The sequence below is a fragment of the Mesorhizobium sp. B2-1-3 genome (assembly GCF_006442495.1).
Classification (GTDB): domain Bacteria; phylum Pseudomonadota; class Alphaproteobacteria; order Rhizobiales; family Rhizobiaceae; genus Mesorhizobium.
In genome coordinates this window covers 1-20809 of record NZ_VFWL01000010.1, presented here as the reverse complement: position 1 = coordinate 20809, position 20809 = coordinate 1, and the positions used below count along the sequence as shown (strand labels likewise).

Here is a 20809-nt window from a genome sequence, read left to right as displayed (position 1 = left end):
GGCACCAAATATTTATTCAGTCAAATGGAATTCAAAAATGCACCGCATTTGAGCGACGCGCCCGCTACGGCGGAAAAGCCGGCCGGTGTCCGGCTGATCACCGCGCCCTAGATGGCGGTACATGGATAAGATTTATGTCTTGCTGATCTTCGCCGCGGCCATTGCCATCATCTGCCTGGGCGGCAGATGGAACACATCTGATACCGACCACTATATGGGCTTCGACAATTTGCGGTCGCCTCGAAAGGGAAAAGCCCTGAACGGCGACAAGGATGCGAAAAAGCAATGAGGACGGCGCGGGATGGCGGCGGCCTGGGCCCGTGCGTTAGAGATACTGCGCGACCTTCTTGCCGACCGTGAGGAAACGCAAAGGATCGATCGCTTCGCCATTGTGGCGGACTTCGTAATGCAGATGCGGGCCGGTCGAGCGACCGCTGCTGCCGGTCTTGCCGATGACAGCGCCGGCATCCACTTTTTCGCCCACGGTCACGTCGATTTCGCTGAGATGTCCATAGCGCGTGGCAAACCCATTGCCGTGATCGACTTCGACCATGCGGCCATAGCCGCCATTCCAGCCCGCCTTGATGACCACGCCTGGCGCGGTGACCTTGGCCGCCATGCCGATCGGCGCCCTGAAGTCCATTCCCGAATGCAGGGCGGCCGTGCCGAGGATCGGGTCGGTGCGCACCCCGAACGGGCTGGTGACGGAATGACCGGGTGCGGGATTCGCGAGCGGCAGCCGGCGTGCTTCCTTCTTGAGCTGGTCGAGCGTGTCCAGCGCCTCGTCCAGTTCCTTGACCTTGCTGTCGAAAAACATCGAGCTGTCAAGCGGGATCAGCGGTCCGCCGACATCGCTTTCGTTCTTGCCGAAGTCGCTGTCGACCGGCAGCCCGGCCGCCTCGAGCGCCTGGGTTATGGCGTCGGCATTCTTGTAGGCGTTGTCAGCAAGTATGCTGATGCGCGTGAGCTGGTCATTCTCGATGGATTTCAACGACTTGTTGATCGAAATGAACAGCTTGTCGGCACGATCGGCGGCTGAATCGTTCGGCAGCGGATCGGAGCGGGTCGCCCACAGGGAGAACGGCCTGGTGTCGGCGGCGCCAGGGGCGGCGCCGAGGCTGGCCAGCGCGTAGCTTTGAGCAGGCTGGGCGATGCTGCCGGTCACTTCGGCGTGTTTGTCAGGCTTTGCCGGCACTGCCGGATCTTCGGCCGTCGCTGCGCCGACTTCATTTTCGGCGCGGTCGAGCAGCGGGCCGAGGCGGCCGTGGCGCTGGCTGAGTTGCGTCTGGCGCTCCAAAAGCTCGCTCACCTTGGTTTCCATCAATTGCTGGTCAAGCAACTGCCGGCTGGTGATGCGGTCGACCTGGGCGCGAAGCGCCGAGATGCGGTCTTCGTAAGCCTGCTGCATGCGCGCCTGGCGCGCGGTGGTGGCGCCGATCAGGTCGTCGCGCAGCACGAGATAGGAGGTGGCCAGCAGGTAACCGATGGCGATCGCCGCCAGCGCCGAACCGAGAAATACAACCAGCCAGGGCCGGATCGTGAAGTGCCTGATCTCGCTGCCGCGGGCGATGATGACTGTATGCGGTTCCTTGCGCCTGCCAAAGATCGCGGACTGACCGGTTGCGTTCACGGGACCAAGCTTTCGTTTACGACACCACGACAGCCCGACTACACATTATTAAGGTTAACAAAGCTTTGCCGAAGCAAGACGCCGGCAAGAATTGCCCGCAAAGCGAGCATGGGGTTGCTTCGCATCGCTTTCTGAAAACAAGGGCGCGGAGGCGCCCCCCTCAAATCGCCCGCACAGCTTCCAGCACCTCCTCGGCATGGCCCTTGACGCGCACCTTGCGCCAGATCCTGGCGATGCGCCCGTCGCGGCCGATCAGGAACGTCGCGCGCTCGACACCCATGTATTTGCGGCCATACATCGATTTTTCGACCCAAAGGTGGTAGGCCTCGATCACCTTGCGCTCCTCGTCGGAGGCAAGGTCGATGGTAAGATCGTATTTCGACTTGAACTTGTCGTGCTTCCTGGCGCTGTCGGGCGACAGGCCGATCACGACGGCGCCGGCCTTCTCGAACTCCGGCTTCAGCTGCGAAAAGCTGATCGCTTCGGCGGTGCAGCCGGTGGTGTCGTCCTGTGGGTAGAAGTAGAGGACGACAGGTCTGCCGGCAAAGCCGGCCAGGCTGAGCGAACCACCGCCGTCCCGCGGCAACTCGAATTGCGGCGCGGGATCGCCCACATTGAGGTCAGCCATATCCATGCCCTTGTTTGAGGTTACGCGCGAAGCCACACCGATATAGTGTCGAGCGGGGATTCGTCCACGAGCGAGTTCGTAGAACGGAAAATTGCGTGGATCAGGAGCAACCGCAGCACGAGAAGATCAGGTTCAGGCGGGATGAAATCACCGACCTGGGCGCCTTGCCATCGGCTTGCCGCGTTCCGCCGCTCGGCCAGGCGGCGATCGGCCGCGGCTTTCGTATCCTATCGCGGCTGTTTGCCGGCGCCGTTGCGCTGGTGCTGCTGGCGGCGGTGGCTGTCTATCTCATCGGTGTCTCCGGAATAGGGGCCGACCGGCTGCGCGTCGAGGCGGAGGCCGCCATCGAGAAGCTTGCGGGCGTCGATGTCGATGTTGCGGTCGGGCCCGCCCGCATCACCCTCGACAGTTCGAGCTTCGTCGCGCTCCAGGTGAGCGACGTCAGCCTGAAGGCCAGCGACGGTAAACCCATGGCCGATGCGGGCAGGGTGCGTTTCGGCATCCGCCTGCTGCCGCTGCTTCGAGGCGAGGTGCGGCTGACCAGCGCCAGGATTTCCGATGCGCGCATCGTTACCGCGGCGATGCCGTCGGGCGGCGACTGGACGGCCGAGCTGCGCAATCGGGACGGGCTGATCGATCCCGAAAAACTGTCCGATGCGCTCTTTGCCAACATCAATCACGCTCTCGATGCGGTGCGCGAGGAATCGCTGCACCGTATCGATCTTCACAATGTGGCATTCGTTTTGCCCGACACCGAGGCGGTCAGGTTGATCACAGTCGCCGACGCGGTCGTCCTGCAGTCGGGGACAGGCGGCATGGAGTTCTCCTCGCAGGCAAATGTCGACGGCAAGGCGGTGACCGTCGCCGCATCCGCCAGCCGCGATGCCGAGACCCGGCGCGTGATATCGCTGGATGCCACCGTCGGCATCGCCGAAGACGGCGGCGAGAGCGGCGCCACGGCGTCCGGCGGCAAGTTGGGGGCGCTCAGCGTGACGCTCAAAGGGTCGCAAGGAGCCGGCGACACCGCGTCGCGGCTGACGGCTGCCCTGTCGTCCAGGGGATCGGTGCTTGATCTCGGCACGCGTGGCCTGCTGTCGGCCGATGTCGATCTCGGCGCCACGCTCGTCCGCGGCAGCAACAAGATCCAGGTGGACAGGCTGTTGCTGAAGACCGGCCGCTCGACCTTCGATTTCGCCGGCTCGATCGGGCCCAGGCCCGCGACCGGCGCCGCCGGAGAGGAGCCGGCCTACCGATACGATCTGACCAGTGACGGCTCGACACTGGCGCCTTCGGAATCGCCGGAGCCAGCGCTCACCTTCCTTGCCCGCATCGCCGGCGTCTACCAGACCAAAAGCCATAAATTGGTAGCCGATCAGATCGCAGTCCGGTCGGCCGCTTCCAGCGAGGTCCTTGGAACCGCGGCCGTGCAGTTCGTTGATGGCAAGGCTCCAGGCATCAATCTGGCGCTCAACGTGCATGACATGCCGGTCTCGCACGTCAAGCAGCTTTGGCCATGGTTTTCGGCGCGCAACGCGCGGCTCTGGGTATTGGACAATCTGTTCGGCGGCCGCGTCGTCGATGCCAATCTTCAATTTCAGGTGGTGCCTGATCGCCTCGGCAATGGCGTGCCGCTTTCCGCCGACGAGGTGTTCGGCCGCTTCCAGATCGAAGGATCGCGTTTCGACACGGCTGGCCGCATTCCGCCGATACGCGATGCCGTCGGTGTCGTCGCCTTCCACGGCAATGACGTCGATATCTCCCTGTCCTCTGGCACCGTCTTCATGCCCAGCGGCCGCACCGTGGCGGCCAGCAACGGCACGCTGACCGTCAAGGCGGCCAACCGCCCGCCGGTCGTCGGCGCGCTCGACATCGACGTTGCCGGCGAAGCGTCCGCGGTCGCTGAACTTGCCTCCTACGAGCCGATCAATGCCATGCGCCATGTCGGCTTCCTGCCCGAAGACCTGTCCGGCAGCGTCACCGGCCATGTCAGGGCCGATATTCCGCTGCAATCTGGTGTCGACAGCTCGAAGCTCGATTGGCTGGTATCGCTCGACTACAGCGGGCTTTCATTGGCCAAGCCGTTCGAAGGCCAGACCGTGACGGATGCCGACGGTTCCGTCACGGTCGACCCTGAAAAGGCTGTCATTTCCGCCAAGGCATCCCTGAACGGCATTCCCGCCGAACTCGACCTGATCGAGCCGCTGGAGGATGGCGGACCAGCACGCAGCCGCAAGGTGGCCCTGGTGCTCGACGACAAGATCCGCGCCGCCGCCATGCCGGGGCTGGCCCCGTTGTTGGGCGGAACCGTGAAGGTCGCGATCGACAAAAGCGGCGACGGCAACCAGAACGTCTCGGCCGACCTGACCAATGCCAGGCTCGACATCCCCTGGGCCGGATGGAGCAAGGGGGCAGGGATTCCCGCAAGTGCTACATTCGTCATGACCACGTCCGGCGATACCACGACGCTGTCCGACTTCGACCTCGGCGGCAAGACATTTTCCGTCGACGGCAACATCGTGCTGGTCAACGGGGCCCTGTCGTCGGCAAAGTTCAGCAAAGTCGCGCTGAACCGGGGCGACGACGTGGCGGTATCCGTCAAGCGATCGGGCAGGGGCTATGCAGTCAACATCAGCGGCAACGCCCTGGATGCCCGCTCGCTGATCAAGCAGTTCACCTCCGACGTCGACACCGCGACCAAGACGACGGGCGCCGACGCGATTTCCGTCAGCGCCGACGTCGATCGGCTGACCGGTTTCCACGACGAGCAACTGTCCAACCTCAAGCTCGACTACAGCGCGGCCGGTTCGAAGGTGAACGGGCTGAAGGTCAGCGCCACTGCAAGTTCGGGAGCCGCCATAGCCATCAGCAACACGAGCAGCGCCGGCCGACGCTCGCTCAACGTACAGTCGGCGGACGCCGGTGCGATACTGAGATTCCTCAACATCTACGAGCACATGGAAGGTGGGGCGATTGCCCTGGCCTTGTCGGGAGCGGGCGACGGGCCGATGAAGGGCAAGGTGGACACGACGAACTTCTTCGTCGTCAACGAACCGAAGCTCGCGTCCATCGTCTCGACCACCCCGGCAGGCGATAGCCGCAGCCTCAATCAGGCGGTCAAGGGCAAGCTCGATACCTCGCGGGTACAGTTCGAACGCGGCTACGCCGAGATAGAGAAGGGCAGCGGCTATCTCAGGCTGGCCAATGGCGTGCTGCGCGGTCCCCGCATCGGCACGACGTTCCAGGGCACGCTCTATGACCAGAACAACAACATGGACATGACCGGCACCTTCATGCCGGTCTACGGCCTCAACCGCATCTTCGGCGAACTGCCCATCGTCGGCGCGCTTTTGGGCAATGGCCGCGACCGCGGCCTGATCGGCGTGACCTACCGGCTCAAGGGCAACGCCAACAAGCCGCTGCTCGACATCAACCCGCTCTCGGTGATCGCGCCGGGGATATTCAGGTCGATCTTCGAGTACCGGTGAAGGGGCCTGAGATCGGCCGCACCAAAATGTGTTTTTTCCTGCCGAGTGAAAGCTTTACGACGTTTTCCGGACTCAAATCCTGAAGCGTGACCGTGCGACGGTCATCGCTGACAGGCTGATCATTGAGCCGCACCGCACCGCCTTGCACATGCCGCCGCGCTTCGCCGTTGGACGCCGCCAGCCCGGCGGTCACCAGCAGCGCCAGGATGCCGACGCCGGCTTCGAGCTTTGCGTTTTCAACCTCGACGCTCGGCAGCGTCTCGGCGAGGGCACCTTCCTCGAAGGTCTTGCGTGCGGTTTCGCTGGCCTGTTCGGCGGCGCCGCGACCATGGAGCAACGCGGTGATCTCCGTGGCGAGGATCTTTTTCGCCTCGTTGATCTCGGACCCACCGAGCTTCTCCAGGCGCGCCACCTCGTCCAACGGCAGCGTCGTGTAGAGCTTCAGGAAACGGCCGACATCGGCGTCCTCGGTGTTGCGCCAATACTGCCAGAATTCGTAAGGCGAGAGCATCTCGGCATCGAGCCAGACCGCGCCCGTGGCGGACTTGCCCATCTTGGCGCCCGACGAGGTGGTGAGCAGCGGCGTCGTCAGCGCATAAAGCTGCGCGTCCTCCATGCGGCGACCGAGATCGATGCCGTTGATGATGTTGCCCCACTGGTCGGAGCCGCCCATCTGCAGACGGCAGCCGAGGCGCTTGTAGAGCTCGACGAAGTCGTAGGCCTGCAGGATCATGTAGTTGAATTCGAGGAAGGACAACGACTGCTCGCGGTCGAGCCGCAGCTTGACGGAATCGAACGCCAGCATGCGGTTGACCGAAAAGTGACGGCCGACGTCGCGCAGGAAATTGACGTAGTTGATCTCCATCAGCCAGTCGGCGTTGTTGACCATGATCGCGTCATTCGGGCCGCTGCCGAATTTGAGATACGGCATGAAATTACGGCGGATGCCGGCGAGATTGTCGTCGATGTCGCGCGGGGTCAGAAGCTTGCGCGCCTCGTCCTTGAAGGAAGGGTCGCCGATCATCGAGGTGCCGCCGCCCATCAAGGCGATCGGCCGATGGCCGGTCTGCTGCAGCCAGTGCAACATCATGATCTGGATCAGCGAGCCGGCGTGCAGGCTCTTGGCGGTCGCGTCGAAGCCGATATAGGCCGTCACCGTCTCCTTGGCGAAGAGATCGTCCAGCCCGGCATCATCCGAAGTCTGGTGGATGAAGCCGCGCTCGCTCATCGTGCGCAGGAAATCGGATTTGAAGGCAGGCATTTTTTCTTTCCCGAAGCGTCCGCCCGTCCGGCGCGGGCGTATGTGAAAGCGCGCGTTTAGCACCCAAGCGCGATCAGCAAAAGTGGATTCCGGTTTTGCGCCCGATCGCACTTCGACCAGGGGCTTGGCAATCACTTGTTGTTGAAACGCCGCAAGCCGCCTCTCGCGCGGATGCTTGCTTCATTGTTTGTGCTGGCGTAATGAGGCGCGCGCCAAAAGGTCCTTGCAGCCCACGACCTCAAGCGGCACCGCACGGCATCCACCCAATGCCATATCCGACGACAGAGCCCCACGCGACATGCCGGACGCATTGATATCCATCGTCATTCCTTGCAGGAACGAGGCGGCAAACCTGCCGCTGCTGATCGATGAGATCGAGGCGGCGATGACCGGGCGCGACTTCGAACTGATCATCGTCAACGACGGCTCGACCGACGAAACCGCAGCCGTTCTCGCCAGGCAGGCAGCACTTCGCCCGTTTCCCGTCAGGGAATTGCGGCACGAGAAATCCGCCGGCCAGAGCCTCTCGGTACGCTCCGGCGCCTGGGCGGCGCGCGGAAACATTGTCGCCACGATCGACGGCGATGGCCAGAACGATCCTCAGTACATTCCCATGCTGGTCGACGCCTTGCGGCGGGCCGGGCCCGGCTACGGTGCCGCGCAAGGGCAACGCCTGAAGCGCCGCGACAGCAAGGTCAAGCAACTGGCATCGCGGTTCGCCAACTGGCTGAGAAACGCCATCCTGCATGACGAGACGCGCGACACAGGCTGCGGCCTGAAGGCGGTCCACACCGAGATCCTGCGCAAGCTGCCGTTCTTCGACGGCACCCATCGTTTCGTTCCGGCGCTGGTCATCCAGGAAGGATACCATGTCGTGCATTGCGACGTCGTCGACCGCTCCCGCCGCCACGGCAAGTCGAACTACGGAATTTTCGACCGCGGCCTGCAGGGCGTGCTCGATCTCTGCGGCGTCTGGTGGCTGCGCCGCAGGCGTCGCCGGATGCCAAAAGTAGAGGAAATCACGCATGGTTAACGTGCTTCAGGAACTGGTGACCTGGATCCACCGGGTCTTCATCGAACAGTTCAACGCGTGGATCCTGCTCGGCTTCGTCGCCCAGTTCTTTTTCACCATGCGCTTCGTCGTGCAGTGGCTCGCATCGGAAAAGGCCAAGCGAAGCGTCGTGCCGATCGCCTTCTGGTTCTTCTCGCTGTTCGGCGGAGGTCTGTTGCTGATTTATGCGATCAAGCGGCAGGACCCGGTGTTCATCGCCGGCCAGGGCATGGGCTTGTTCATCTACATCAGAAATCTCTGGCTGATCGCCAATGAACGCAAGGCGGCGATGACGAAGGTCGATTGAGCGGCTTTGCGCATCAGGGAAGAATGGTCGGAGAGGCTGGAATATGGCGCTGAACAGGAACTACATCCTTCTTTTCCTGTTCAGCCTGGTGATGACGGTGTCGGGACTTGCGTCCATGCCGCCGCTGGACCGTGACGAGCCGCGCTTCGTCCAGGCCACCAAGCAGATGGTCGAGAGCGGCGATTATGTCGACATCCGCTTTCAGGACGCTTCGCGCTACCAGAAGCCGATCGGCATCTATTGGCTGCAATCCGCGGCCGTGGCTCTGAGCGGCAAGGGCGCCGCCGCACCAATATGGGTCTACCGCCTGGTGTCGACGCTGGGCATCGCCCTGGCCGTTCTCGGCATCGCCTGGACGGGCACCAGGCTTTTCGGAGCCAGTGCCGGCATCGCCGCCGGCCTGGTGATGGCGGCGATCTTCGCCACCGCCTTCGAGGGCCGCGACGCCAAGACCGATGCGATGCTGCTGGCCTGCTGCGTGGCGGCGCAGGGCGCGCTGGCGCAGATTTACCTGGCATCGCGCCGCAACGAGCCCGTCGCCGGCCATCTGTGGTGGATATTCTGGCTGGCGCAAGGGGTCGCGATCCTCATCAAGGGGCCGATCGCCCCACTGCTGTCGGCGCTCACCATCGCTGTCTTGTTTGCATTCGAACGCGACGGGCGCTGGCTGTCGAAGCTCAAGGTGGGGCGCGGCCTGCTGCTCGTCGTCCTGATCGTGTTGCCCTGGCTCGCCCTGATCACCTGGAAAAGCGACGGCGCCTTCCTCCAGCAGGCTGTCGGCAAGGATATGCTCGGCAAGGTCGCCCAGGGCGAGGAATCGCACGGCCTGCCGCCCGGCTTCTACATGTTGACCTATTCGCTATTCATGTGGCCGTTCGGCCTGATCGCCGTCGGCGCCGGCCTGCAAGCCCTCAACCGGCTGCGCGACGATGTCAGGCTGCGCTTCTGCCTCGCTTGGTACATCCCCTTCTGGCTGGTATTCGAACTGATTCCGACCAAGCTGCCGCACTACGTGCTGCCGGCCTATCCCGGCATGGCGCTGCTGATCGGGTGGCTTTTGACATTGCAGCCGCAGGAAGCCAATGCGCCGCTCCGGCGCTGGCAGCAATGGTTGTGGTGGTCGACTGCCTTCGGCCTGGTCGTGGTCAGCCTCGGCTTGGCCGCGGTCTGTGTGGGCGCCCCGATCTATCTCACCCATGCTTTCTCGTGGTGGAGCATTCCGGCGGCCGCATCAGCGCTCGGCGCCGGCTACCTGGCCTTCTCGCGACAGCTGCAAGTGCCGCTTGCCCGTATCGGCGCCGTCGCCGCCTGTGCGGGCATCACCTACGGGCTGCTGTTTGGTGTCATCGCCCCGTCCCTGACGCCGATATGGCTGAGCCCGGCGATCAACGAGGCTGTGCGTGCCTACAAGCCCTGCGACGACTCGGTGCTGGCGTCGGCGCGGTATCACGAGCCGAGCCTTGTGTTCCTGGTGGGCACGAAAACGATACTGACCGACATCGATGGCGTGGCAAAGCATCTGCTTGCCGACCCCGCCTGCGCGCTGGGGCTGGCGCCGGTCGAGGATGAGCAGAAACTCAATGGATTGCTGGCGGGGCAAGGCAAGGCGGCGAGCCATCTTACGACGATCGACGGGCTCAACTTTTCATCGGGAGACAAAATGTCGCTCGGCCTCTACCGTATCGCCCAATGAGTTCGACAATGGGATCCGGTTTTCAATGCTGGTGAAACCGCGCCCTTCCGTTTCCATTGCGCCCGCTGCGGTGGTGCGTCGGTCCGTTGGAAATTTCCGCGACACGCTGCGGATCGTCAGAGGGCGCTTCGCCGCTCGTTCCGCCTCGTATCCCAAGGTCCTATGGCCGCTCTGGATCTCAACCTGGATTTTGCTGACGGCAGCGGCATTCGTCGGCCTCGACACCCCGGCGGGACTGCTGCACGGCAGGTGGTCGGCGGGCTTCGGCCGGCTTGCCGAGTTCCTGACGCAGTTCGGCCTAGGCGGCTGGTATCTCATCCCTCCGGCACTCTTGCTCATAGGGGCCAATCTGACGGACTGGCGAAGCCTGTCGCGGCGGTCATTGATACTCGTCTACAATTGGACCTGCCTGGCGTTCCTTGCGTTGAGCGCCATCGGCCTGTCCGGCCTGCTGGTCAATGTCCTGAAATATGCGATCGGCCGCGCGCGCCCGCTCTATTTTCAGGATCTTGGTGTGCTGTCTCTGCGTCCCTTCGCCTTCGATGCGCGCTTTGCCGGTTTTCCGTCCGGTCACGCCACGACGATGGGGGCCGTGTTCGGCATCCTGCTGCTTTTGTTCCCGCGGCGCTGGTACATCGCCTTGCCGATCACGGCCTGCATCGCCTCGACGCGGGTCTTCGTCGGCGCGCATTATCCGAGTGATACCGTCGCCGGCTTTGGTCTTGGCTTTGCCTTCGCGCTGGTTTGCGGACTGGTCTTTGCCCGGCTCGGCTTCATCTTCAGCCCGACACGATCGGGATTGCCGGTGCGCAAGCAGACGTTTCGGCTGATCGGTCGAACAAGCCGAACGGCCGTCTGATTCATCGAGCCTGGGATTTAGTCGCCGTTCAGTCCGCCATAGGACCTTACCAGGTTCACCATGTCGGACGAATTTGCCGTCTCGCTTTCAAGCCCGTGCGCAACGCCTGCGCGATCCGCGACGGGACGGTTCTGGCTGACCTTCCATTTGCCATGGATTTCGCCGATCTCGATCTCCAGCCCGATGATGCCCTTGATCTGCGACTGAATGAACGGGGCAGGCGCATCCGTTACCGCCCATGGCGCCTCACGCGTGCCTTCCTGCGAAGCCGTCAGGTCGGCGATCTGCCGCGCCAGCCAGTCCTGATCATCGATCACCTTCGCGGTGCCGCGCACCTGCACGATGGCATAGTTCCAGGTTGGCACCACCTTGCCGGTCTCGCGCTTGGTCTCGTACCAGGACGGCGTCACATAGGCGTCGGTACCCTGGAAGACGATCAGCACCGTCGAGGCCGGATTGTCGGCGATAAGCCGCCATTGCGGATTGGCTCTAGCCAGATGTGCGCGCAGCCTGCCGTTTGGCCCGACATCGGCGTCGATCAGGAACGGAATGGCGTCGGCGACCGGCCCCTCGGGTCCGCTGGAAACCAGCAGGCCGAGTGGATGTGCCCGGATCAGCCCGTGCAGCACGTCCGGCCGTGTTTCCTGGAAATGAGGAGGCTGGTACATTGCGATTATCCGTCCTTAGCGCAGCCGCTTCGGGCGCGGATCCGACAATTCGCCGGCCAGCCGGCGATCGAGATAATCCGCGCATTCCTCGATCAGCAGTTCGGCATCGTTGGCGAAGAAATGATTGGCGCCGGGCAAGGTCTTCTGCGTGATGGTGATGCCCTTTTGCGTGTGCAGCTTGTCGACCAGGCCTTGCACGTCCTTCGGCGGCGCCACCTTGTCAGCGTCGCCATGGATGATGAGCCCCGAGGAGGGGCAGGGCGCCAGGAAGGAAAAGTCGTAGGTGTTGGGTTGCGGCGCGACCGAGATGAAGCCTTCGATCTCGGGCCGGCGCATCAAAAGCTGCATGCCGATCCACGAGCCGAACGAATAGCCGGCAACCCAGCAACTCTTGGAATCCGGATGCAGCGACTGCACCCAGTCGAGTGCGGCGGCCGCATCCGACAATTCGCCGGTGCCGTGATCGAATTCGCCCTGGCTGCGCCCGATGCCGCGGAAATTGAAGCGCAGCGTGGTGAAGTCGCGCTTCTGGAACATGTAGAAGAGGTCGTAGACGATTTTGTTGTTCATCGTCCCGCCGAATTGCGGGTGCGGATGCAAGACAATGGCAATCGGCGCGCTCTTTTCCTTCGAGGGCTGGTAGCGACCCTCCAGACGGCCGGCCGGACCGGTGAAAATGACCTCAGGCATGAAATACTCCAACTTGGGTAATAAGAATGCGCGGCGCCCGGAGAACCTTCCTCTGGCCTTGACGCAGGGCGAGCGTCTTCATAGAAGCTAGTTTAGAATTGTTCAAAACTGGGTGGCCGGAACGCAATCGTCCGGCTGCCCGCGCCGCAAGCCGCGTAAATAGGACGGCTTGCCTTGGAATTTCAAGGAAATAACGCGATATCTCGGTGGAATGGCTTCTGACGGGACCAACTGGAAGAAAATGGCCGGAATGCGCGCCTATCTCGACTACAATGCCAGTGCGCCGCTGCTTGCAGCGGCACGCGAGGCTATGGTCGCGGCGCTCGATGTGGCCGCCAACCCATCATCGGTCCATGCCGAGGGGCGTGCGGCGCGTCGCCTGATCGAAACTGCAAGGCGTGATGTGGCGGAATTGGTGAAGGCCAAGGCTGGGCATGTCGTGTTCACGTCAGGCGCCACGGAAGCCGCCTCGACGCTGCTGACGCCCGATTGGCGGATGGGGCGCGGGATCATCCGCATGAGCCATCTCTATATCTGCGAAGCCGACCACCCCTGCCTGTTGAACGGCGGGTCCTTCCCGGCCTCGCAGGTGACGCGGATCGGCGTCGACGCCAATGGAATTGTCGACCTCGAAGCAATGGCAAACGCGCTTGCCGCGCACGATAAGGCCGCCGGCCTGCCGCTGGTGGCAATCCATGCCGCCAATAATGAGACTGGTGTCATCCAGCCGGTCGATCGTATCGCCGAAATCGTAAAGTCGGTCGGCGGTGTCCTCGTCGTAGACGCGGTTCAGGCGGCAGGGCGCATTTCAATCGACATTTCGGCGGGTTACGCCGACTATCTGATACTGTCGTCGCACAAGATCGGCGGCCCCAAGGGCGTCGGCGCCATCGTCGCCGCTGCCGATCTGATGATGCCGAAGCCGCTCATCAACGGCGGTGGCCAGGAAAAGGGCCATCGCGGCGGCACCGAGAACCTGCCCGGCATTGCGGGATTTGGCGCGGCGGCGCGGGAGGCTCTCATCGGATTGGAGGCCATCGACGCCCTGCGTCGGTGCCGCGACGAGATCGAGGCCATCGTTAAAATGTTGATACCGGACGTGGAAATCTTCGGAACCGGCGCACCGAGGCTTGCCAACACGACATTCTTCGCTATTCCCGGCGCCAAGGCCGAAACGGTACAGATCGCCTTCGACCTGGCCGGTGTGGCGCTGTCGGCGGGTTCCGCCTGCTCGTCGGGTAAAGTCGGTCCGAGCCATGTGCTGAAGGCCATGGGTCAAGGTGACAGTCCGGGTGCGTTGCGCTTGTCGATCGGCGCGGCGACCGGCGCGCAGGACATCGAGGCGTTCCGCCTGGCGTTGGCAGAAATCGCCGCACGTCGGGTGGGCAAGGAGAAGGCCGCGTAGCGGTTGGACGAATTTGGGCCTTTCGGCCTGGTAGAGCCGTGCGTTTCATGCTGGCCGGGTGAATTTCCGGCCGAGGCGCACTATATGAAACTTACGCCGCCGCGGGTGCTCCTTGGGTGCTTATCCGGCGGTGCCATAGTTTGAAAACTGTCGGGCCTTGACCCCGGCGTGGATGGAGAACGCATATGCCTGCTGTGCAGGACACGATCGATCGGGTCCGAAAGATCGACGTCGACCAATACAAATACGGGTTCCAGACCGAAATCGCTGTCGACAAGGCCCCCAAGGGCCTGAGCGAAGACATCATCCGTTTCATTTCAGCGAAGAAGGACGAACCGTCCTGGATGCTGGAATGGCGTCTGGAAGCCTATCGGCGCTGGCTGACGCTGGAAGAGCCGACCTGGGCGCGCGTCAACTATCCCAAGATCGATTTCCAGGACATCTATTACTACGCGGCGCCGAAGAGCACGCCCGGACCGAGCTCGCTCAGCGACGTCGATCCGGAGATCTTGAAGGTCTACGAGAAACTCGGCATTCCGCTGAAGGAGCAGGAGATCCTGGCCGGCGTGCAGAAGACCGATGCGTCCGAGCTCGAGGAAGCCAGCGACAACGTCTACAAGTCCGGCCGCGTCGCCGTCGACGCCGTGTTCGATTCGGTATCCGTCGTCACCACGTTCAAGAAGGAACTGGCGCAGGCGGGCGTCATCTTCTGCTCGATCTCGGAAGCCATCCGCGAGCATCCGGAACTGGTGAAGAAATATCTCGGCTCGGTCGTGCCGACGTCGGATAATTTTTATGCGACGCTGAATTCGGCCGTCTTCACCGACGGCTCGTTTGTCTTCGTGCCCAAGGGCGTTCGCTGCCCAATGGAACTGTCGACCTATTTCCGCATGAACGAGAAGAACACCGGCCAGTTCGAGCGCACGCTGATCATCGCCGAGGAGGGGGCCTACGTCTCCTATCTCGAAGGCTGCACGGCGCCGCAGCGCGACGAGAACCAGCTCCATGCCGCAGTCGTCGAACTGGTGGCGCTAGACGATGCCGAGATCAAATATTCGACGGTGCAGAACTGGTACCCCGGCGACGCCGAGGGCAAGGGCGGCATCTATAACTTCGTTACCAAGCGCGGCGATTGCCGTGGCCACCGCTCGAAGATCTCGTGGACGCAGGTCGAGACCGGCTCGGCGATCACGTGGAAATACCCGAGCTGCATCCTGCGCGGCGACGATTCCAGCGGCGAGTTCTATTCGATCGCCGTGTCGAACGGCTACCAGCAGGTCGACAGCGGCACCAAGATGATCCATCTCGGCAAGAACACGTCGAGCCGCATCATCTCCAAGGGCATCGCCGCCGGCTTTTCGCAGAACACCTATCGCGGCCAGGTTTCGGCGCACCGCAAGGCGACCAACGCGCGCAACTTCACCAACTGCGACTCGCTGCTGATCGGCGACCAGTGCGGCGCCCACACGGTTCCCTACATGGAAGCCAAGAACGCGACGGCTCAGTTCGAGCATGAGGCGACGACGTCGAAGATTTCCGAGGACCAGAAGTTCTACGTCATGCAGCGCGGCATTCCGGAGGAGGAAGCGATCGCGCTGATCGTGAATGGCTTCGTCAAGGACGTCATCCAGCAGCTGCCGATGGAATTCGCCGTCGAGGCACAGAAGTTGATCGGGATTTCGCTCGAGGGCTCGGTCGGCTGACCGGACAGATATTCAGGAAACAAAAGAATGCTTGAGATCAAGAACCTGCATGCCCGCATCGTCGATGACGGCACCGAAATCATCCGCGGCCTGAACCTCTCGGTGAGAGCCGGCGAGGTCGCGGCCATCATGGGGCCGAATGGCTCGGGCAAGTCGACGCTGTCCTACATTCTCGCCGGCCGCGAGGACTACGAGGTCACCGAGGGCGATATCCTCTACAACGGCCAGTCGATCCTCGAAATGGATCCGGCCGAGCGCGCGACGTCGGGGATTTTCCTGGCCTTCCAGTATCCGATGGAGATACCGGGCGTGGCGACTATGGAGTTCCTGAAGGTTGCCATGAACGAGCAGCGCAAGGCGCGCGGCGAGGAGCCGCTGAAGATCCCCGAATTCCTGAAGCGGGTGAAGGAAGCCGCCGGCTCGCTCAACATGGACATGAACATGCTGAAGCGGCCGCTCAATGTCGGCTTCTCCGGCGGTGAGAAGAAGCGCGCCGAGATCCTGCAGATGAAGCTTTTGGAGCCAAAGCTCTGCGTGCTTGACGAGACCGATTCCGGGCTCGACATCGATGCGCTCAAGATCGTTTCCGATGGCGTCAACGCGTTGCGCTCGCCCGAGCGCGCCATTGTCGTCATCACGCACTATCAGCGGCTGCTCGAACACATCGTGCCCGACACCGTGCACGTGCTCTACAAGGGCCAGGTCATCAAGTCCGGCGACAAATCGCTGGCGCTCGACCTCGAGGCCAATGGCTATGCCGGCGTGATCGGTGAAGCCGCGTGAGATGCCAGAAGGCAAGGTCAAACTGATGAACATGCACACACAACCCCAGCGGACACCGGCCGAAACAGCGTTGATCGACGCTTTCGGCGAACGGTTGTCGCTGCTGCCGGGCGACGGCGCGGTGATGTTGAAGCGCGACGACGCCATCGAGGCGGTGAAGCACGGACTGCCGACCCGGCGTATCGAATCCTGGCACTACACCGACCTGCGCCGGCTGCTGAATGCGGTGCCGGACTTCGACCCGACGGCCGTGGCCAAAGCCATCGCGCCAGTCGTTGAAGGTTCCACCGTGTTGCCGCTTCTCAACGGCGTGTCGAGCGCCAAAACGCCCGCAATCGAAGGCGTCAGCGTCCAGTGCCTGTCGGAGAAACTGACCGACGGCAGCATCGCGCCTGGGCTCGAGCCCTACGGCAGCGACGATGCCATCGGGGCGTTGAACACGGCTTTCGTCGCCGACGGTTATTTCGTCGACATCGCCGATGGCACCCAAGTGGAAAAGCCGATCGAATTGCAAAACCTGCTGGCCGGCGGCCAGGCGCATGTACGCCTGGCCGTGCGCGCCGGCGCCGACGCCAAGGCTGTGATCGTCGAACGCCAGGCCGGCGAGGGCGCGGCCCTTGTCAGCTCGGTCAGCCAGCTCGTGCTCGGCGAAGGCGCCGAGGTGACGTGGCTGATCATCCAGGAGCAGCCGGACACGGCAACGCATCTGGCGCAGTTCAAGGCTCATATCGGCAAGAATGCGAAGCTGACGCTGTTCGTCATGAACGCCGGCGGCAAGCTCGTGCGCCAGGAGGTCGTGGTGAAGACGACGGGCGAGGGCGCCGACTTCCAATTGCGCGGCATCAACCTGCTGGCCGGCGACGCCCACACGGACACCACCATGGTGCTCGATCATGCGGTGCCGCACACCACGTCGACGGAAGTGATCCGCAATGTCGTGACCGGCAAGGCGCGTGGCGTCTTCCAGGGCCGCATCAACGTCCATCAATACGCGCAGAAGACCAACGCCAAAATGGCTTGCAACACGCTGCTTCTGTCGGACGACGGCGAGTTCTCGACCAAGCCGGAACTCGAAATCTTCGCCGACGACGTGGTCTGCGGTCATGGCGCCACCGTCACCGAGATCGACCACAACCATCTGTTTTACCTGATGGCGCGCGGCATCGACGAGAAGAGCGCCCGTGGTCTGCTGGTGAAGGCCTTCATCGCCGAGGTGATCGAGGAACTGGACGACGAGGTGATCGTCGAGGCCCTGGAGACCAGGCTCGACGGCTGGTTTGCGGCGCATGGATGAGTGGATAGGGCTCGCTCCGGCGAACACCCCTGATCCGGCCGCTTCGCGGCCACCTTCTCCCACAAGGGGAGAAGGAAGAGCGCCTGACCTTCTCCCCTTGTGGGAGAAGGTGGATCGGCGCGAAGCGCCGAGACGGATGAGGGGTGTTGGACGGAATGGGGCGGTGCCTCAAGAGAGCTTATGATGGACCAGAAAGTCGAAACCTACGACGTCGAGGCGATCCGCCGCGATTTCCCGATTCTGTCGCGCGAAGTCTACGGCAAACCTCTCGTTTATCTCGACAATGGCGCCTCGGCGCAGAAGCCGCAGGCGGTGCTCGACGCCATCCAGCACGCCTATGCCCAGGAATACGCCAACGTCCATCGCGGCCTGCATTTCCTGTCCAATGCCGCGACCGACGCTTATGAGAAGGCGCGGGAGACGGTTCGCCGCTTCCTCAATGCGCCGAGCACCGACAATATCGTCTTCACCTCGAACACGACATCGGCGATCAACACGGTCGCCTATGGCTATGGCATGCCCAATATCGGCGAGGGCGACGAGATCGTGCTGTCGATCATGGAGCACCACTCCAACATCGTGCCATGGCATTTCATCCGCGAGCGGCAGGGCGCCAAACTGGTCTGGGTGCCGGTCGACGATCTCGGCGTCTTCCACATCGAGGAATTCGAGAAGCGACTGACCGACCGCACAAAGCTGGTCGCTATCACGCAGATGTCGAACGCGCTGGGCACGGTGACGCCGATCAAGGAGATCGTGCGCATCGCGCATTCGCGCGGCATTCCCGTGCTCGTCGACGGCAGCCAGAGCGCTGTCCATATGCCCATCGACGTGCAGGACCTCGACTGCGATTTCTTCGTCTTCACCGGCCACAAGGTCTACGGTCCCTCCGGCATCGGTGTGCTCTATGGCAAGAAGGACATCTTGCAGCGCATGCGTCCGTTCATGGGCGGCGGCGAGATGATCGAGGAGGTGACCGAAGACATCGTCACCTACAACGACCCGCCGCACCGCTTCGAGGCCGGTACGCCGCCGATCGTCCAGGCGATCGGGCTCGGCGCCGCGCTCGATTACATGGAAAAGATCGGCCGCGAGCGCATCGCCGCGCACGAGGCCGATTTGAAGGACTATGCGCACGAGCGGCTGCGCGCCATCAACTCGCTGCGCATCTTCGGCGACGCGCCCGGCAAGGGCGCCATCATCTCGTTCGAGCTGCAAGGCATTCATGCCCATGACGTGTCGATGGTGATCGACCGGCAAGGCGTGGCTGTGCGCGCGGGCACCCATTGCGCCCAGCCCCTGTTGAAACGCTTCGGCGTAACCTCCACATGCAGGGCGTCGTTCGGCATGTATAATACGCGAGCCGAAGTCGATGCTTTGGCTGATGCGTTGGAAAAAGCGCGCAAGTTTTTCGGGTGACGATAATGGAAGATGCCAGCACAGCCACCGATGCTGTTCCCGAAGCGGCCGCCAATGCGGTGGTTTCCGCGTCCGCCATTCCCGCCGACGAACTGGCGCGGCTGACCGACGACATCGTTTCGGCGCTGAAGACGGTCTACGACCCGGAAATCCCGGCCGATATTTACGAGCTTGGCCTCGTCTACAAGATCGACATCGAGGACGACCGCTCAGTCAAGATCGACATGACGCTGACCGCGCCCGGCTGCCCGGTGGCCGGCGAGATGCCGGGCTGGGTTGAGAACGCCGTCGGCGCCGTCGAAGGCGTGTCGGGCGTCGAGGTCAACATGACATTCGACCCGCCCTGGTCGCCCGATCGCATGTCGGAAGAGGCGCAGGTGGCGGTGGGCTGGTACTGACGTCGAGTCCGGCACACTTGCGCCAGTGGTAAAACTTCACCATTTTAGGTGAGGAATCATTCGGCAGGCCTTGAACCTGCATGGAATGGAGAAGGAAAAAGATGGGACGCTTTGCCGTCATCACGATGACCGAAAAGGCCGCCGACCGGGTGCGCGAGATCGTTGCCACGCGTGAGAATGCGCATGGCATTCGCCTCGGCATCAAGAAGGGCGGTTGCGCCGGCATGGAATACACGGTTGACCTGGTGACCGAACCCAATACCAAGGACGACCACATCGAGCGCGACGGCGCCCATGTCTATGTCGCGCCGGAAGCAGCACTTTTCCTGTTCGGCACCGAGATGGATTTCGAGCAGACGACGCTGCGCACCGGCTTCACCTTCCGCAACCCGAACCAGAGCTCGGCCTGCGGCTGCGGCGAATCCGTCGAACTGAAGCCGGCCGACCTCAAGGCGCTGGCAGAAGCACGCGCCTCCGCCTGACCTTCCTTCGTCCCGTTTACGGGGAGAAGGTGTCCCCCAGGGCCGGATGAGGGGCAGCGATAGCCCCGCTGCCGGCGTTCGTCATTCGAAAAGCCGCGCAATTGGCTTCCCGCCTGCTGCGCAGACCACTCCTCACCTCCCTTAGAACGCAGCGAAGACACTCACTCCACCCACGTCCCGGTCCGCTTATGCCAGTCGGCGATCGATTCCTCGGGATAGACGTCGAACACCTTGTCGCTCGGCCCGACATCGGGCTCGACCCAGTTGGCCTTGTATTTCAGCATCAGATGCACCTTGCTCGGCGGTTTCGGCAGGTCGCTGTCGATCGCCGAGGCGAAGGGATGGACGAGTTCCGGCCAGGTCGGGTCGTAGAGCCACAGCGCCGATCCGCATTTGCGGCAGAAATTGCGCTCTCCGGTCGAGATCTCGCAATGCGGATGTTCGTCGTCCTCGATCTCGGCCCAATAGACGCCGAGGCTCCTCTTGCCGCGGATGGTCATCGTCTCGTAGTTGGCGCCGAGATTGATGGCAAAACCGCCGCCGCCCTGCTGCTTGCGGCAGATCGAGCAGTAGCACAGCATGAACGGCACGGGCGTGTGGCTTTCCACCTCGAAACGAACGGCATTGCAGCGGCAGGAGCCTTTGAGCAGGACAGGCATGGCGGGAAACTCCGATCGGCCATCCTTCAACCTGTCAGCATGGTTTTGGTTGCGCCGATGACAAGGCCGAATCGCGGTGACATGATCCGCGCATGGACAATGAACGCATAGAAGAACTCTTCCAGAGCCTGGGCCCGGTCAGCATCCGCAAACTGTTCGGCGGCAAGGGCATCTATGCCGACGGCGTCATCGTCGCCATCGTGTTGCGCGGCGAATTGATGCTGAAAGCGGACGAGCAAAGCGCGCCCGACTTCGAGGCCGCCGGCTGCGCGCAGTGGACCTACACCGGGTCTCGCCACGGCAAGCTGGTGGCGATGCCCTATTGGAGTATTCCCGATAGTGCCTTCGACGACCCCGACGAGATGGCGGTATGGGCGCGGCGGGCCTATGAGGC

At 62.8% G+C, this 20809-nt stretch carries 20 protein-coding genes; 14 read left to right on the top strand and 6 right to left on the bottom strand.

Annotated features, from left to right (window positions below):
- Window positions 1-121: 121 nt before the first annotated feature.
- The gene (locus FJ973_RS30950) at window positions 122-289 is read left to right on the top strand and encodes a hypothetical protein (protein ID WP_181168489.1); all 168 of its coding nucleotides are present in this window, start codon (window positions 122-124) and stop codon (window positions 287-289) included.
- A gap of 36 nt (window positions 290-325) precedes the next feature.
- On the opposite strand, the gene FJ973_RS17530 is transcribed toward FJ973_RS30950, so the two are convergent.
- Window positions 326-1630, bottom strand: a complete 1305-nt coding sequence (locus tag FJ973_RS17530; protein WP_140556941.1) for a M23 family metallopeptidase — start codon at window positions 1628-1630, stop codon at window positions 326-328.
- 160 nt (window positions 1631-1790) lie between these two features.
- Window positions 1791-2258 (bottom strand): peroxiredoxin, encoded by a 468-nt coding sequence (locus tag FJ973_RS17525; RefSeq protein ID WP_140493897.1) that lies wholly within the window; start codon window positions 2256-2258, stop codon window positions 1791-1793.
- Between the two features lie 95 nt (window positions 2259-2353).
- Here FJ973_RS17525 and FJ973_RS17520 point away from each other — a divergent pair, with 95 nt between their 5' ends.
- Entirely contained in the window at window positions 2354-5743 is a 3390-nt protein-coding gene (locus FJ973_RS17520) for a DUF3971 domain-containing protein (protein WP_140556939.1), read from the top strand.
- On the opposite strand, the gene tyrS is transcribed toward FJ973_RS17520, so the two are convergent.
- Entirely contained in the window at window positions 5718-7004 is a 1287-nt protein-coding gene (gene tyrS, locus FJ973_RS17515; RefSeq protein ID WP_140556937.1) for a tyrosine--tRNA ligase, read from the bottom strand. The two genes, FJ973_RS17520 and tyrS, sit on opposite strands and share 26 nt — an antisense overlap.
- Window positions 7005-7302: 298 nt before the next feature.
- On the opposite strand from tyrS, the gene FJ973_RS17510 reads away from it, so the two are divergent.
- The 4 genes from FJ973_RS17510 (at window position 7303) to FJ973_RS17495 (ending at window position 10914) form a co-directional block, all read left to right on the top strand.
- Window positions 7303-8037 (top strand): glycosyltransferase family 2 protein, encoded by a 735-nt coding sequence (locus FJ973_RS17510; RefSeq protein WP_140556935.1) that lies wholly within the window; start codon window positions 7303-7305, stop codon window positions 8035-8037.
- Window positions 8030-8362: a lipid-A-disaccharide synthase N-terminal domain-containing protein gene (locus tag FJ973_RS17505; protein WP_140493889.1), complete on the top strand. Its 333-nt coding sequence runs from the start codon at window positions 8030-8032 to the stop codon at window positions 8360-8362. The genes FJ973_RS17510 and FJ973_RS17505 overlap by 8 nt, the downstream gene beginning before the upstream one ends.
- Window positions 8363-8405: 43 nt before the next feature.
- A complete protein-coding gene (locus FJ973_RS17500; RefSeq protein WP_181170920.1) occupies window positions 8406-10055 on the top strand; it encodes a glycosyltransferase family 39 protein in 1650 nt (549 codons plus the stop codon).
- Between the two features lie 190 nt (window positions 10056-10245).
- Window positions 10246-10914, top strand: coding sequence for a phosphatase PAP2 family protein (locus FJ973_RS17495; protein ID WP_246675897.1), 669 nt, complete (start codon window positions 10246-10248; stop codon window positions 10912-10914).
- A gap of 17 nt (window positions 10915-10931) precedes the next feature.
- On the opposite strand, the gene FJ973_RS17490 is transcribed toward FJ973_RS17495, so the two are convergent.
- A complete protein-coding gene (locus FJ973_RS17490) occupies window positions 10932-11582 on the bottom strand; it encodes an FMN-binding negative transcriptional regulator (RefSeq protein ID WP_140556931.1) in 651 nt (216 codons plus the stop codon).
- 15 nt (window positions 11583-11597) lie between these two features.
- Complete coding sequence (locus FJ973_RS17485) at window positions 11598-12272, bottom strand: alpha/beta hydrolase (protein WP_140493883.1); 675 nt, start codon at window positions 12270-12272, stop codon at window positions 11598-11600.
- 241 nt (window positions 12273-12513) lie between these two features.
- Here FJ973_RS17485 and FJ973_RS17480 point away from each other — a divergent pair, with 241 nt between their 5' ends.
- From FJ973_RS17480 to sufA, 7 genes are all read left to right on the top strand, one after another.
- On the top strand, window positions 12514-13677 hold the full coding sequence (locus FJ973_RS17480) for a cysteine desulfurase family protein (RefSeq protein ID WP_140557126.1): 1164 nt from the start codon (window positions 12514-12516) through the stop codon (window positions 13675-13677).
- A gap of 185 nt (window positions 13678-13862) precedes the next feature.
- Window positions 13863-15380, top strand: coding sequence for a Fe-S cluster assembly protein SufB (gene sufB, locus FJ973_RS17475; protein WP_140493879.1), 1518 nt, complete (start codon window positions 13863-13865; stop codon window positions 15378-15380).
- Between the two features lie 27 nt (window positions 15381-15407).
- A complete protein-coding gene (gene sufC, locus FJ973_RS17470; RefSeq protein WP_140556929.1) occupies window positions 15408-16163 on the top strand; it encodes a Fe-S cluster assembly ATPase SufC in 756 nt (251 codons plus the stop codon).
- Between the two features lie 25 nt (window positions 16164-16188).
- Window positions 16189-17457: a Fe-S cluster assembly protein SufD gene (sufD, locus tag FJ973_RS17465; RefSeq protein WP_140556927.1), complete on the top strand. Its 1269-nt coding sequence runs from the start codon at window positions 16189-16191 to the stop codon at window positions 17455-17457.
- Between the two features lie 183 nt (window positions 17458-17640).
- Window positions 17641-18876, top strand: coding sequence for a cysteine desulfurase (locus tag FJ973_RS17460; protein ID WP_140556926.1), 1236 nt, complete (start codon window positions 17641-17643; stop codon window positions 18874-18876).
- Window positions 18877-18881: 5 nt separating this feature from the next.
- A complete protein-coding gene (locus tag FJ973_RS17455) occupies window positions 18882-19274 on the top strand; it encodes an SUF system Fe-S cluster assembly protein (protein WP_140548939.1) in 393 nt (130 codons plus the stop codon).
- A 101-nt stretch (window positions 19275-19375) separates the two neighbouring features.
- Window positions 19376-19756 carry a Fe-S cluster assembly scaffold SufA gene (gene sufA, locus FJ973_RS17450; RefSeq protein ID WP_006206001.1) on the top strand — a complete coding sequence of 127 codons (381 nt, stop codon included), beginning with the start codon at window positions 19376-19378 and terminating at the stop codon, window positions 19754-19756.
- Between the two features lie 161 nt (window positions 19757-19917).
- Here sufA and FJ973_RS17445 read toward each other — a convergent pair whose 3' ends face one another.
- Entirely contained in the window at window positions 19918-20415 is a 498-nt protein-coding gene (locus tag FJ973_RS17445) for a GFA family protein (RefSeq protein WP_140556924.1), read from the bottom strand.
- A gap of 92 nt (window positions 20416-20507) precedes the next feature.
- Between FJ973_RS17445 and FJ973_RS17440 the strand changes: the two genes are divergently transcribed.
- A partial coding sequence (locus tag FJ973_RS17440; protein ID WP_140556922.1) for a TfoX/Sxy family protein occupies window positions 20508-20809 on the top strand: 302 nt, incomplete at its 3' end.